A 13,153-nucleotide genomic window follows, 5' to 3' on the forward strand; every position below is an offset into this window, starting at 1 on the left:
GGGGGGAGCCGGTCCAGCTCGCCCATCAGCGCCTCGCCGATGCCGCGCCGACGCGCACGCCGGTGCACCAGCATCTTCGCCACGTCGGCGCGGTGCGGCTGGTTCGGCGGTTGGTCGAGGAGCAGTTGCACGGTACCGACGATCCGCCCCTCCGCTTCCGCCACCAGCAGCAGGCGTTCGTCGCCCGCCACGCTCTCGCCGACGCCGCGCCAGAAGGCCAGCGCCCGCTCCCGCGGCAACGGCCACATGAAGCTGACCGAAGCCCCGCCTTCCACGCAGTCCAGCAGTACCTCGGCCAGTTCGTCCAGGCGCGCCAGGATCTCCTCGCCAGCCAGGCGGCGAATCGTCGGTTCGGTCATCGCGGGCAAGCTCCAATGCAAGGTCGAATTTCCAATATATTGGACAGTGACTATCATGTACGAGAAAAATCCGCCAGGGCCACCCATGGATATCGACGAACTGATTGCCCGACGCCTAGCCGCCCTGCGCAAGGAGCGCGAGCTGACCCTCGCCCAACTGGCCGAACGCTGCGCGGTGAGCAAGGCGATGATCTCGCGCATCGAGCGCAACCAAAGCAGCCCCACCGCCAGCGTCCTCGGCCGTCTCGCCGGCGGCCTGGGGGTCGCCCTCTCCGAGCTGCTCGGCGACGCGCAGGCGCCGGCCGAACCGCTCTGCCGGCGCGCGCAGCAGGAAGTGTGGGAAGACCCGGCCAGCGGCTACCGCCGCCGCCAGGTCGGCGCTCGCGATCCGCGCAGCGGCTGCGAAATGGTGGAAGTGGAGATCCCGGCGAACGCCCGCCTCGACTATCCCCGCTGGGGCGGCCGGCCCTACCGGCAGCGCCTGTGGCTGGTCGAGGGTGCGCTGCGGGTGGACTACGGCGAGCAAACGTTCCACCTGCAACGCGGCGACCGCCTGGACTTCGGCGTCGACCGCGCGGTGACCTTCGCCACCGCCGGGCAAGCCTGCCGCTACCTGCTGGTGATCCTCCACGACTAGTCGTGCGGCTTTTTCCGCCGGCGCTCCGGCGACCAGTCGAGGGCGCCGACCCGGTGCAGGTAGAACAGTCCGACCAGCAGCAGGGAGACGAACAGCGTCGCCTCGACGAAACCCGCCCAGCCATTCTCCCGCAGCGACACCGCCCAGAGGTAGAGGAACGGCATCTCGATGCCGAAGATCACGAACAGCATGGCGACCAACGCGTACTTGACCGAGAAGCGCAAGCGCGACGAGCCGGTGGAATCAACCCCCGACTCGAACGGCAGGTTCTTCGCCCGGCCATGCGACCGGCCGCCCAGCACCCGGCCCAACCCCAGCATGAGCAGGCAAAGGGCGAGCGCGCCGAAGAGGTAGGCGAGCAAGGCCCAGGTCGCGGGAGCGAAGGATGCGTACATGGTGGTCACCCCTCAGCCCTGGCGGGTCGCCAGCTTGAGAATGACGATGCCGGCCACGATCAGCCCCACCGCCAGCAGCCGCAACGGGCTCGGGCTTTCGCCGAAGAGCAGGATGCCCAGGGCGAAGGCGCCGACCGCACCGATGCCGACCCAGATGGTGTAGGCCGTGCCGAGGGGCAGGGTTTTCATGGAAACGGCCAGCAGGCCGAAGCTGAGGATCATGAACAGCAGGGTGACCAGGCTTGGCCACAGGCGGGTGAAGCCGGCCGACTCCTTCATGGCCGTGGCCCAGACGATTTCGAAGACACCGGCGAGCAAGAGATAGATCCACGCCATTTTCAGCCTCTCTGCAGGGTCGTCCCCGCGCAATGAAAGAGGGAAAACGGGTCGTCCCGCTTCCGGCTGAAAGTGCGTGCCGCCCGGGCGGGCGTCAGTCACCGACGGCAGCGATCCTAGCGCGTTGCCGAAGCTGGGTGAACACCAGCGCCGACGGAGTTGTTTCGCCGCGTTTCCGCGCCGCGCCCGCCGGGACGCTCGGCAGGATTGATCTAGACTTTCGCAGGATCGTGCAAGGCGTCCGTTTCGTCCTTCGCGCACACTTCGCCCGATGCATCCCTGCCTGATAAGAGATAACGCCCTGCCCGGGCCTTTCCGTGGAGAATCAGCATGCCCACCTCGCTCGTCCTGAACGGCAAGAACGTCACCCTCGACGTCGATCCCAACATGCCCCTGCTCTGGGCCATCCGGGAAAGCGCCGGCCTGCACGGCACCAAGTTCGGCTGCGGCATGGCCCAGTGCGGCGCCTGCACCGTGCAGCTGGACGGCACCGCGGTACGTTCCTGCGTGCTGCCGGTCTCCGCGGTCGCCGGCAAGCGCGTCACCACCATCGAGGGTATCCAGAGCAAGCCCGGCAAGGCCGTGCAGGACGCCTGGGTCAAGCTCCAGGTACCGCAGTGCGGCTACTGCCAGTCCGGCCAGATCATGTCCGCCACCGCGCTGCTGGAGCAGAACGCCAGCCCCAGCGACGCCGACATCGATGCCGCGATGAACGGCAACATCTGCCGCTGCGCCGCCTATGTGCGGATCCGCGCCGCCATCCACGAAGCCGCCGACACCCTGAAGGCCTGACGCCATGAACAGCAAGATCGATCTGAGCAACGCCCTGCCCGGCTCGCGCCGCGGCTTCCTCAAAGGCGCCGCGGTGGTCGGCCTGACCATCGGCTTCCAGTGGAGCGGAGCCCGGCGCGCCCTCGCCGCGGCCCTGCCGGACGCCGGCTTCGCGCCCAACGCCTTCCTGCGGATCGCCCCGGACGACAGTGTCACGGTGATCGCCAAGCACGTGGAGATGGGCCAGGGCGCCTATACCGGTATCGCCACCATCGTCGCCGAGGAACTCGACGCGGACTGGAGCAAGGTCCGCGTGGAAAGCGCGCCCGCCGACGCCAAGCGCTACGCCAACCTGGCCTTCGGCACCATGCAGGGCACCGGCGGCAGTTCGGCGATGGCCAACTCCTGGATGCAATTGCGCGAGGCCGGGGCCAAGGCGCGCGCGATGCTGGTCGAGGCCGCCGCCCGCCAGTGGCAGGTACCAGCCGCCGAACTGCGTACCCGCGACGGCTTCGTCGAACATCCGACCAGCCAGCGCAAGGCCAGCTACGGTTCGCTGGCCGCTGCGGCGGCGGAACTGCCGGTGCCGGAAAACGTGCAATTGAAGGATCCCAAGGACTTCCGCCTGATCGGTCACCAGGCGCCGCGCGTCGACGTTCCCGGCAAGACCGACGGCAGTGCGCAATTCACCCTCGACGTCAGCCTGCCCGGCATGCTGGTCGCCCTGCTCCAGCGCCCGCCGCTGTTCGGCGCTACGGTGAAATCGTTCGACGCCACGGCGACCAGGGCGATTCCGGGGGTGGTCGAGGTGGTCCAGGTGCCGCACGGCGTGGCGGTGGTCGCCAAGGGCTTCTGGGCGGCGAAGCAAGGCCGCGACGCGCTCAAGGTCGAGTGGGACGAGAGCAAGGCCGAGAAGCGTGGTTCCGAGGCGCTGATGGCGGAGTACCGCAAGCTCGCCGAGCAACCCGGCAAGCCCGCGCGCAGGGACGGCGACGCCGCCAAGGCGGTGGCCGGGGCGACCCGCAGGATCGCCGCCAGCTACGAGTTCCCGTTCCTCGCCCATGCGCCGATGGAGCCGCTGGACGCGGTGGTCAGGCTGACCGCCGACAGCTGCGAGATCTGGGCCGGCGACCAATTCCAGACCGTCGACCAGGGCAACGCGGCGCGCACCGCCGGGCTGAAGCCGGAGCAGGTGAAGATCAATACGCTCTACGCCGGCGGCAGCTTCGGCCGGCGCGCCAACGCCTGGTCGGACTATATCGTCGAGGCGGTATCGATCGCCAAGGCGCTGGGCGCCAACGGCGTGCCGGTGAAGCTGCAATGGACCCGCGAGGACGACATCCACGGCGGCTTCTACCGGCCGATGTACTACCACCGGCTCGAAGCCGGGCTCGACGCCGACGGCAAGCTGGTCGGCTGGCAACATCGCATCGTCGGCCAGTCGATCCTGGAAGGCACGCCGTTCGCCGCGGTGATGGTCAAGGACGGCGTCGACGCCACCTCGGTGGAAGGCGCCGCCAACCTGCCCTATGCGGTGCCCAATGTCTCGGTCGAGCTGAGCACCACCCAGGTCGGTGTACCGGTCCTGTGGTGGCGGGTGGTCGGCAGCTCGCACACGGTCTACGCGGTGGAAGCGTTCATCGACGAGGCCGCGCAGGCCGCCGGCAAGGACCCCTACCTGTTCCGCCGCGACCTGCTGGCAGAGCAGCCGCGCCTGCGCGGCGTGCTCGAACTGGCTGCGGAAAAGGCCGGCTGGGACCCGTCCAGGCCGCTGCCCGCCGGGCGCGGGCGCGGGATCGCGGTGACCGAGGCATTCAAGACCTTCGTCGCCCAGGTGGTCGAGGTCTCGGTGGACAAGGACGGCAAGCTGAAGGTCGAGCGGGTGGTCTGTGCGGTGGACTGCGGCATCCCGATCAACCCGGACGTGATCGCCGCGCAGATGGAGGGCGGCATCGGCTTCGGCCTCGGCGCGATCCTGCACAGCGCGATCACCCTGAAGGACGGCAAGGTCGAGCAGAACAACTTCGACGGCTACCAGGTGCTGCGGATCGCCGAGATGCCCAAGGTCGAAGTGCACATCGTGCCCTCCGGCGAAGCGCCCACCGGGGTCGGCGAACCCGGTGTGGCGCCCATCGGCCCGGCGCTGGCCAATGCGATCTTCGCCGCCACCGGGCAACGCCTGTACAACCTGCCCTTCCCCACCTCCTTCGCCAAGGCCTGAGCGAGACGCCCGCCGGCAGCTCCACGGCTGCCGGCGCGGCGCGGGCGGCCCTCCGAGGTTCGCCGCCGACCATACGGGTCCCCCCGGTGTCGCGCCGATTTGCCTCCGCCCGGCGTCGGGCGCAGACTTCAGCGTCCATTCGCCCGCGTAGCCAAGCATGACCGAGCCTCTCCCTTCTTCGTCCCTGGGCCCCGCCCTGCGTCGCTGGCGCCTGCTGCACCGGGTCAAGCAAACGCATGCCGCCGAATTGCTCGGCGTGGCGCAATCGACCATCTCGCGCTGGGAGTCCGGTACCCAGGCGCTGCTGGTGGAGGAACGGGCACGCCTGGAGCGTCTGCTCGGCGCCCGCCTGGAAGCCGCCGCCGACCAGGCACTGGCCCGCCTGGTCGAGGCCAACCCGCAACCCGTGCACCTGATCTGCGACCTCACCCATCGCTTGCTGGCCTGTTCGCCGGCACGCGCCGCGCAATTCGGCGTGCCCCTCGGCGAACTGCTCGACCGTTCGCTGTGGCCCTATTGCAGCGAGGAAATCCTCCGCCAGGAAGCCACCCTCGAGGAACTCGGCTGGCGCGAACTGCTGGCACCGCCGGCGCTGGAGTTCGCCAGCGGAGCGAACGCCTCGGCCATCGTGCCGATCCGGCGCAGCCGTTGCCGCTGGACCCGCATGACCCTCTCGGACGGACGCGCGGTGCGCCTGGTGGAAACCCTCTGACGTCGCCACGGATATTTTATCCATGGACCTTCAGCACCGCCGCGCCTAGGCTTGCAGGCTCGTTTCACCGGTAGCGGAGCCCGCGCCATGTCCCTCGAACTGCTGAGCAACCGCCTCGAATTCCTCCGCGAAGCCGAACGCCTGAAAGACGTCCTGCGCTCCGCGCACACCTCCTCCGGCCGCCCGGAAAGCACCGCCGAACATAGCTGGCGGCTGTGCCTGATGGCACTGGCCTTCGAGGACCAACTGGCCGGCCTGGACCTCGGCAAGGTTCTGCGCATGTGCGTGGTCCACGACCTCGGCGAAGCGATCCACGGCGACATCCCCGCCGTCGAGCAAGCCGCGCACCCGGACAAGGGCGAACAGGAACGCGCCGACCTGTTGCAGCTGACCCGTCATCTGGACACGCCGCTGCGCGATCGCCTGCTCGCCCTGTGGGACGAATACGAGCGCGGCGAGACCGCCGAAGCCCTGGCAGTGAAAGCGCTGGACAAGCTGGAAACCCTGCTCCAGCACACCCAGGGCGACAATCCGGCGGACTTCGACTATGCCTTCAACCTCGACTACGGCCGTCGCTATACCGACCGCGCACCGCTGTTCAAGACCCTGCGCGAGTTACTCGACGCCAGGACCCGACAGCGCCTCGCAGCTCGGCGCGACGCCTAGCGTGCGCCCGCCCGGGCAGCGTTACCAGCGCCACCGCCTACGTAGCTCGCCATGGCTACAGGGAAGCGGCTGGCACGTTTCCACCGACCGGGGCCTGTCCTGCACGCCTCAGTAAAGGCGCGCCTTGATCAGCGGCCGCAGCAGGTAGTTGAGCACGCTGCGCTTGCCGCTGAGGATGTCCACCTCGGCGACCATCCCCGGAATGATCGGCAATACCTCCTCGCCGCGCTTCAGTTGGCTGCCATCGGTCTTGATCAGCACCTGGTAGTAGGACTCCTTGCCATGCGGGGTGTCCTCCTCGATGGTGTCGGCGCTGATCTGCTCCAGGGTGCCCTTGAGGTCGCCGTAGATGGTGTAGTCGTAGGCGGTGATCTTCACCTTGGCCGGCATGCCGGGAACCAGGAAGGCCACGTCGCGCGGCTTGATCTTCGCCTCCACCAGCAGGCGCTCCTCTACCGGGATCACTTCCATGATCGGCTCGCCGGGCTGGATCACCCCGCCGCGGGTGTTGATCAGCACGGTGTTCACCCGCCCGCGCACCGGCGACAGGATCTCGGTGCGGCGCAACTGGTCCTGGCGCTGCTGGACGATCGGTTCCAGGGCGCTGAGATCGGCCTTGCGCTGGGCGCGCTCGGTATAGGCATCCTGGAAATAGGTGCTTTTCAGCTCGGTCAGCTTGCCGCTGAGGGTGGCGATGTCCTGGCTCAGCTTGAGCGCCTCCATCTGGCTCACCGCACGCTTGGCCACCAGCGGGCGAACCAGGTCGAGCTGGCTCTGCGCCAGGTGGATCTGCCGCTGGATCGCCTGGGTGCCCTCCACCAGTTTGTCGCGGCGCGACTTGAACAGCTCGCGTTCGGAACGCGCCAGCGGCCCCTCGGGATCGACGTCCGGCGGGAACTCGATGCTCTTCTTGCCGAGCACCTCGGCGTCGAGCCGGGCAATGGCCGCGCGCAGCACGCTGGCCTGGTTCGCCGACTCCTGGAAGTTGGTGAGGAAGCGCGTCTCGTCGAGGCGCACCAGCGGCTGGCCGACTTCCACCAGGTCGCCCTCCTTCACCAGCAGGCGGTCGAGGATGCCGCCCTCCAGGCTCTGGATCTTCTGGATGCGACTGAACGGCACGACCCGGCCGTCGCCGCGGGTCACCTCGTCCAGTTGCGCCCAGGCCGCCCAGCCGATGAACAGCAGCACGCAACCGAGCAGGGTCCAGAGCAGCGGCCGGTAGACCGGGTGGGTAGCCGCCAGCAACGGGTCGGCCAGTTGCCGGCGCAGGGCGGCGGCGTCGCGTTCAGAGTCCATGGTTGCCTCCTTCGGCGGCCTGCGGTGCCTGTACCTGGTTGCCCTGCACCACCTGCTCCAGCGGGCCGTCCATGATCACCCTGCCCTGGCGCAGGACCACCGCACGCTCGACCAGGGCGAGCATGCTTTTCTTGTGGGTGGTGATGACCAGGGTGCGCTTGCCCAACCATTGCTGCAGGTAGTCGATGACCTGTTTCTCGCTGCCCTGGTCGAAGGCCGCGGTCGGCTCGTCGAGCAGCAGGATCGGAGGGTCCTGTAGCAGCACCCGGGCCAGCCCGACGGCCTGGCGCTGGCCGCCGGACAGGCTGGCATTGCCCTGGATCGGCATGTCCAGCCCCAGCGGGTGGCCGCGGACGAAGGCGCCCAGGCCGACCCCGTCGAGGGTCTCCAGCAGTTCCTCGTCGCCCAGCGCGGCGTTCTCCAGGTTGAGGTTGTCGCGCAGGCTGCCATGGAACAGCGCCACGTCCTGCGGCAGGTAGCCGATACCGCGCTGGCGGTCGGCTGGGTCGATCTGGGTCAGGCTGACGTCGTCCAGCAGCAGGCGTCCCGCCTGCGCGTCGAGCAGGCCGCTGAGCAGGCGCAGCAGGGTCGACTTGCCGGCGCCGTTGCCGCCGAGCAGCGCCACCCGCTCGCCAGCGCGGATGTTCAGGGCCTGCACGTCGACCACCGGCGGGCTGTCGCCGTGGGCCAGGCGCACGCCCTCCAGGCGGTAATGTCCCTGCAGGCGCTCCTTGTGCACGAAGCGCTTGCCCTGGGGGCGCTCCTGCTCGGCGCTCATCAGTTGATCAAGGCCTTCCATCGCCACCTTGGTGTGCTGCCAGCGACCGAGGATGCCGGCCGCCTGCGACAGCGGTGCGATGGCCCGCGAGGCGAGGATCGAGCAGGCCACCAGGCCGCCGACGGTCATCGCGCCCTCGCTGATCCGATAGACGCCGAAGACCACCACGCCGACGTAGCAGAGCTGCTGGACGATGCTCGCCGAGTAGCTCAGGGTCGAGGCCAGGGTATGGGTTTTCATCGCCGTGCCGGCCAGTTCGCCGGTCAGGGTTTCCCACTGGTGCAGGCAGCGGCCTTCGGCGCGAGTCGCCTTGACCGTCTCCAGGTGCTCGAAGGCTTCCAGCAGCACGCCGTTCTTCATCGCCCCTTCGCGCAGGTTCTGCCGCGACAGGTGGCCGAGCAGGCGCTGGGTCAGCAGCCCCGGCAGGATCATCAGCACGCAGGCCACCAGCGGCACCCAGACCACATGGCCGCCGATCACGGCGATGATCAGCAGGAAGATCGCCACGAACGGCAGGTCGCTGATCAGCGCCGCGCTGGACGAGGTAAAGAACTCGCGCACCGACTCGAACTCCCGCACCTGGGTACTGAAGGCGCCCATCGACGCCGGCTTGGCGGCGACCCGGGTGCTCAGCACGCGGGAGAACAGCAGGGTCGAGAGTTGCAGGTCGAGGCGCTTGCCGAGCACGTTGAGCAGGTGGCCGCGCATGATCCGCAGGACCCCGTCGAGGATGATCGCCAGGGCCACGCCGCTGGCGAGGATCCACAGGGTGTCGAACGCCGCGTTGGGTACCACGCGGTCGTAGACCTGCATGGCGAACAGTGCCGAGGCGACCGCCAGGACGTTGGCCACCAGCGCCGCGGCGGTGACCTCGGCGTAGGAACGCCAGAGCCGCTTGAGCGGGCCGAAGAACCAGTGCTCGGGCAAGGCGCTGGCGTAGTCGCCGACCCGCCCGTCCGGCCGGTAGCGACACTTGGCGAAGATCGCCGTGCCGCTGTACAGCGCTTCCAGCTCGGCCAGCGGCATCCTCTGGCTTCCGCCGTCGCTCTGCGGCACCAGCACCTCGGCGTGCTCGCCGTCGTTGCCCACCAGCACCAGGGCGCGGCCGTCGTCGAGCAGCAGCAGGGCCGGCAGCAGGTAGCGGTCGATCCGGCGCAACGGCTGGCGCGTGACCTGGGCGGTGATGTCGGCGCGGCGCAACGCGCGGGCCACCAGGTGCAACGGCAGGCGACCGTGCTCCAGCGGCATGCCGTCCACCAGTTCGGCGTCGCCGAGTGGCCGGCCGAGCTGCCGGCAGAGCAGCAGCAGGCCCTGGCGCAACGGGTCGACGATGGGGTCGTGGTTGAGGATCACGACGTTATCCGGGGTTTTCTCAGCTTCCATGATTCAGCCGGTTCTCCAATAGCGGACCCAACAGGCCGACTTGCGCGGCCGCCCGATACTCGATGCGCTTGCGTTCGATCCGCAGGTTGATCAGTTGCCGCTCTGCCTCGAACCGCTCGCGCTGCACGTTGAGCAGGTCGATCACGTCGCGCCGGCCAACCTCGAACTGTTCGCGATACAACTCGCCGACCTGCTCCGACTCGGTCACCTGCTGGGTCAGCGACTGTTCCCGCCAGCGCAGCGTGTCGCCGTTGTCGAAGAGGTTCTGCAGTTGCCGGCGGATGTCGCGCTGCATCGCGTCGGCGCTCCATTTCGCCGATTCCAGGCGCTGCTGCGCGGCGGTCGGCCGGCGGAAGTTGGAAAGCCCCTGGAAGGTGTCCATGCGGAAGCGCAGGGATACCACCGAGTCGCTTTCCGGATGCCCGCCGATCTCCCGGCGCAGCGCGCTGGCCTCCAGGTTCAGTTGCGGCAGCAGCGACGCCTTGGCCTCGCGGACCTCGGCCTCGGCGACATTGGCGTCCTCCAGGGCCTTGCGCTGCAAAGGCGATTCGCGGATCACCCGCGCCATATCGCTGGCCGCCAGGTAGCGTTGCAGCGACATCGGCTCGGGCTCCACCAGGTCGGCGGGCTCCTGGCCGACCAGGATCGCGTACTGGTTGCGCGCGTCCTGCAGGTTGCCCTTCTCCAGCGACAACTGCTCCTGGGCCCGCGACAGTTCCAGATTGGCGCGATCCAGCTCGCTGCGGTCGGCGTAGCCGTCGCCGCCGCGCGCCTGGGTCATCTCGCGGATGCCGTCGAGGCGCAGGATGTGTTCGCGCACCACCTCCACCCGGCGCTCCGAGGCGAGCACGTCGAGGTAGGTCTCGACGATATCCAGCGCCGCGTCGTCGCGCGCCACCAGCACCGCCTCGGACAGCTTGCGCTGGGTCGCGCTGGCGCTGTCGACCTTGCTCGTCACCCGCCCCCAGTCGTACAGCATCTGCGACGCGGTGAGATCGTAGACGATCTCGCCGAAGTCGAACTCCTGCGGCCCTCCGGACATCGTCACGGAGGGGTAGTACCCCCCTTTGGCCATCTCCACCTCGGTGCCTGCGCGGTCCGCTTCGGCCATCGCGGATCGTACTTCCGGGTGGATCGCCAGCCCTGCCCTGACCGCCTGGTCGAGGGGCATGGCCGACGCGAACATCGGCAGGCCCAGGGAAAGGAGCCAGATGGCTCCCTTCCCATGCCGCCGTCCCTTGCGCGCGTACTGCCTGCGCCCGCGCATCAGACCACGACCTGTACCGTGTTGTCCTCGATCAGCAGGGTGGTACTGCCGAAGGTGTAGACGTCGTAGGTAATGCCGTTGATCAGTTGCGTGGTACCGGTATTCACCGCACCCACCACGTTCAGGGTGTCGTTGTTCTCGCCGGTGATCTGCAACGTGTTGTTGGCATCGGTGATGGCATCCACCTCCGCCGCGGTCAGGGTCAGCACGCTACCCGAATCGCCCTTGCCGAGGTCGATGCGCTCGAGGTTGCTGAGCGTGCCGACGCCGACGGCGTTGTAGTCGAGGTCGATGCCGTTGGCCAGGACCAGGGTGTCGAACCCGGCGCCGCCATCGATGCTGACGAAATCGGTCGCGGTGATCTGGATGGTGTCGTTGCCGTTACCGGCCACCACGTGATCGCCGGTGCCCACGTTGAAGATCAGGTCGCTGCCGTCGCCGCCGTTGATGTGCTCCGAACTGCCGTTGGCGCCGGACAGCACGTCGTCGCCGGAAGTACCGTTGACATCGATCTGGCCGATGTTGAGCGACAGTCCGTTGGGGGTCAGGGTGATCCCGTAGGCGGCGCTGTCGTTGCCGTTGCTGTCGGTGGACACCAGGTTGAACGAGATCTGCGAGCCGAGGTTGAGGATGTCGGTGATGTTCAGCCCCAACTGGGTGAGGATGGTCGGGCTCAGCAGGTTCAGCGAGAAGTTGCCGGACGAGTCCGCCTGGATCGGCAGCAATTCGACGTTCAACGCCGGGGTGATGACCCGGATCACCACGCTGGAGTTGGGCTCGGTGGTGCCGCTGAAACCGAAACGCGGGTTCAGCGGGTTGAGGCTGACGTCGAGGCCGAAGTTACCGATGGTCACCGGTTGCTCGATGCTGGTGCCGATGCCGATGCTCGCCGTGTTGCTCGGGTTGCCGGCCGGGTCGCGACCGACCACCGACACCTGGGCATTGAGCAACTGGTCCCAACTGAAGTCGACGTCCAGATCGGTGAGCAGGTTCAGCGACGCCAGCCCGCTGTTGTCGGCGGTCACCGTGGCGGTGGCGGTCACCCCGCCGACGTCGACGGTGACCGTCAGCTCGGTGCCCGGCTCCGCCGAGATGGTCAGGATGTTGCCGACCAGGGACAGCACCGGGGTCGCCGGCGGAATGGTGTCGATGGTGAACGGCACCGGGGTCGACGCGGTGCCGCCGTTGATGTCGGCGGTGACGGTCGAGGCGCCCTCCGGGAACGGGCCCATGCCGCCGGGAGGCGTCAGGGTCAGGGTCAGGTTGCCGGCGGCGATGTCGCCGGCGGTGAGGGTATGGCTGACCTCGGCCTCGTAGCCGTTCTGCCCGGCGAACTTGACCGTGACCACCTGGCCGACCTGCATGGTCGGACGGACCGTCACATCGACCTGGATACCGTCGCCGATCTCCGCGGCATTGATCCAGGTATCGGCGGCTTCCGGCACGCTGATGGTCGGCGGCGCCAGGTCCGGGGCGTTGATGGTGGCCGGCCCGCTGACGTTGCCGGCGGCGTCCACGGCAACCCCGGCGATCAGTTCGCCGGTGATCAGCGGCGGCGCGAACGGCAGGCTGAAGTTGCCGGCGCCGTCGACGGTGACCGTGATCGGGTTGGCGGTGTCGCCGTTGACCACGATACGCACCTGGCTGTTCGGCTCGGCGGTGCCGGTCAGCAGCGCGCCGTCGGCGCTGATGCTCAGCAGCGGAGCGGACGGCGCCACCGAGTCCACCGTGGTGCTGGCCGGACCGCTGGCGTTGCCCGCGGCGTCCTCGGCGACGGCGTTGATCACCGTACCGTTGGCCAGCGGCGTGCCGGGGGTGAAGGTCCAGTTGCCACTGCCGTCGGCGGTGGTCTCGCCGATCGGGTTGCCGTTGCCATCGGTGAGGATCACCTTGGCGCCGACCTCGGCGGTCCCGGTGATCACGCTGCCGTTGCTGGCATTGATCACCGGCGTGGCCGGAGCCACCGTGTCCACCGTGGTGCTGGCCGGGCCGCTGGTATTGCCGGCCGGGTCCTGGGCCACGGCGTTGACCACCGTGCCGTTGGCCAGCGGCGTGCCCGGCGTGAAGCTCCAGTTGCCGCTGCCGTCGGCAAGGGTCTGGCCGATCGGGTTGCCATTGCCATCGGTGAGGATCACCCGGACGCCGGGTTCGGCGGTGCCGCTGAGTTCGACACCATTGCTCGGGTCGATCACCGGGGTGGCCGGGGCCACAGCGTCCACCGTGGTGCTGACCGGGCCGCTGGTGTTACCGGCAGCGTCCTGGGCCACCGCATTGATCACCGAGCCGTTGGCCAGCGGAGTGCCCGGGGTGAAGCTCCAGTTGCCGCTGCCAT

Annotated in this window: 12 protein-coding genes; 5 read left to right on the forward strand and 7 right to left on the reverse strand. The window is 68.6% G+C overall.

Going from position 1 to position 13,153, the window contains the following annotated elements:
- Positions 1 to 359, reverse strand: a 359-nt coding sequence (locus HMPREF2581_RS30920) for a GNAT family N-acetyltransferase (protein WP_070867415.1), incomplete at its 3' end; no start/stop codon positions are given.
- A gap of 85 nt (positions 360 to 444) precedes the next feature.
- On the opposite strand from HMPREF2581_RS30920, the gene HMPREF2581_RS30925 reads away from it, so the two are divergent.
- The gene (locus HMPREF2581_RS30925) at positions 445 to 996 is read left to right on the forward strand and encodes a helix-turn-helix domain-containing protein (RefSeq protein ID WP_003139878.1); all 552 of its coding nucleotides are present in this window, start codon (positions 445 to 447) and stop codon (positions 994 to 996) included.
- Here HMPREF2581_RS30925 and ndhC read toward each other — a convergent pair.
- On the reverse strand, positions 993 to 1,391 hold the full coding sequence (gene ndhC, locus HMPREF2581_RS30930) for an NADH-quinone oxidoreductase subunit A (RefSeq protein WP_003088123.1): 399 nt from the start codon (positions 1,389 to 1,391) through the stop codon (positions 993 to 995). The two genes, HMPREF2581_RS30925 and ndhC, sit on opposite strands and share 4 nt — an antisense overlap.
- Positions 1,392 to 1,403: 12 nt before the next feature.
- Positions 1,404 to 1,727, reverse strand: coding sequence for a DMT family transporter (locus HMPREF2581_RS30935; protein WP_003102734.1), 324 nt, complete (start codon positions 1,725 to 1,727; stop codon positions 1,404 to 1,406).
- A 330-nt stretch (positions 1,728 to 2,057) separates the two neighbouring features.
- On the opposite strand from HMPREF2581_RS30935, the gene HMPREF2581_RS30940 reads away from it, so the two are divergent.
- From HMPREF2581_RS30940 to HMPREF2581_RS30955, 4 genes are all read left to right on the forward strand, one after another.
- On the forward strand, positions 2,058 to 2,519 hold the full coding sequence (locus tag HMPREF2581_RS30940; protein WP_003102736.1) for a (2Fe-2S)-binding protein: 462 nt from the start codon (positions 2,058 to 2,060) through the stop codon (positions 2,517 to 2,519).
- Between the two features lie 4 nt (positions 2,520 to 2,523).
- Complete coding sequence (locus HMPREF2581_RS30945; RefSeq protein WP_003139882.1) at positions 2,524 to 4,719, forward strand: xanthine dehydrogenase family protein molybdopterin-binding subunit; 2,196 nt, start codon at positions 2,524 to 2,526, stop codon at positions 4,717 to 4,719.
- Positions 4,720 to 4,876: 157 nt separating this feature from the next.
- Positions 4,877 to 5,431: a helix-turn-helix domain-containing protein gene (locus HMPREF2581_RS30950; protein WP_003088112.1), complete on the forward strand. Its 555-nt coding sequence runs from the start codon at positions 4,877 to 4,879 to the stop codon at positions 5,429 to 5,431.
- An 87-nt stretch (positions 5,432 to 5,518) separates the two neighbouring features.
- Positions 5,519 to 6,097 carry an HD domain-containing protein gene (locus HMPREF2581_RS30955; protein WP_003110488.1) on the forward strand — a complete coding sequence of 193 codons (579 nt, stop codon included), beginning with the start codon at positions 5,519 to 5,521 and terminating at the stop codon, positions 6,095 to 6,097.
- 108 nt (positions 6,098 to 6,205) lie between these two features.
- Here HMPREF2581_RS30955 and HMPREF2581_RS30960 read toward each other — a convergent pair whose 3' ends face one another.
- From HMPREF2581_RS30960 to HMPREF2581_RS30975, 4 genes are all read right to left on the reverse strand, one after another.
- Positions 6,206 to 7,393 carry a beta-barrel domain-containing protein gene (locus HMPREF2581_RS30960; RefSeq protein WP_003139884.1) on the reverse strand — a complete coding sequence of 396 codons (1,188 nt, stop codon included), beginning with the start codon at positions 7,391 to 7,393 and terminating at the stop codon, positions 6,206 to 6,208.
- A complete protein-coding gene (locus HMPREF2581_RS30965; RefSeq protein WP_003139887.1) occupies positions 7,383 to 9,554 on the reverse strand; it encodes a type I secretion system permease/ATPase in 2,172 nt (723 codons plus the stop codon). Before HMPREF2581_RS30965 ends, HMPREF2581_RS30960 begins: the two co-directional genes overlap by 11 nt.
- Positions 9,544 to 10,821, reverse strand: a complete 1,278-nt coding sequence (locus tag HMPREF2581_RS30970; RefSeq protein WP_003139889.1) for a TolC family protein — start codon at positions 10,819 to 10,821, stop codon at positions 9,544 to 9,546. The genes HMPREF2581_RS30965 and HMPREF2581_RS30970 overlap by 11 nt, the downstream gene beginning before the upstream one ends.
- Positions 10,821 to 13,153, reverse strand: a 2,333-nt coding sequence (locus HMPREF2581_RS30975; RefSeq protein WP_049267294.1) for an Ig-like domain-containing protein, incomplete at its 5' end; no start/stop codon positions are given. The genes HMPREF2581_RS30975 and HMPREF2581_RS30970, both read right to left, overlap by 1 nt.

The organism is Pseudomonas sp. HMSC057H01 (assembly GCF_001836405.1).
In the GTDB taxonomy this organism is placed as follows: Bacteria; Pseudomonadota; Gammaproteobacteria; order Pseudomonadales; family Pseudomonadaceae; genus Pseudomonas; species Pseudomonas aeruginosa.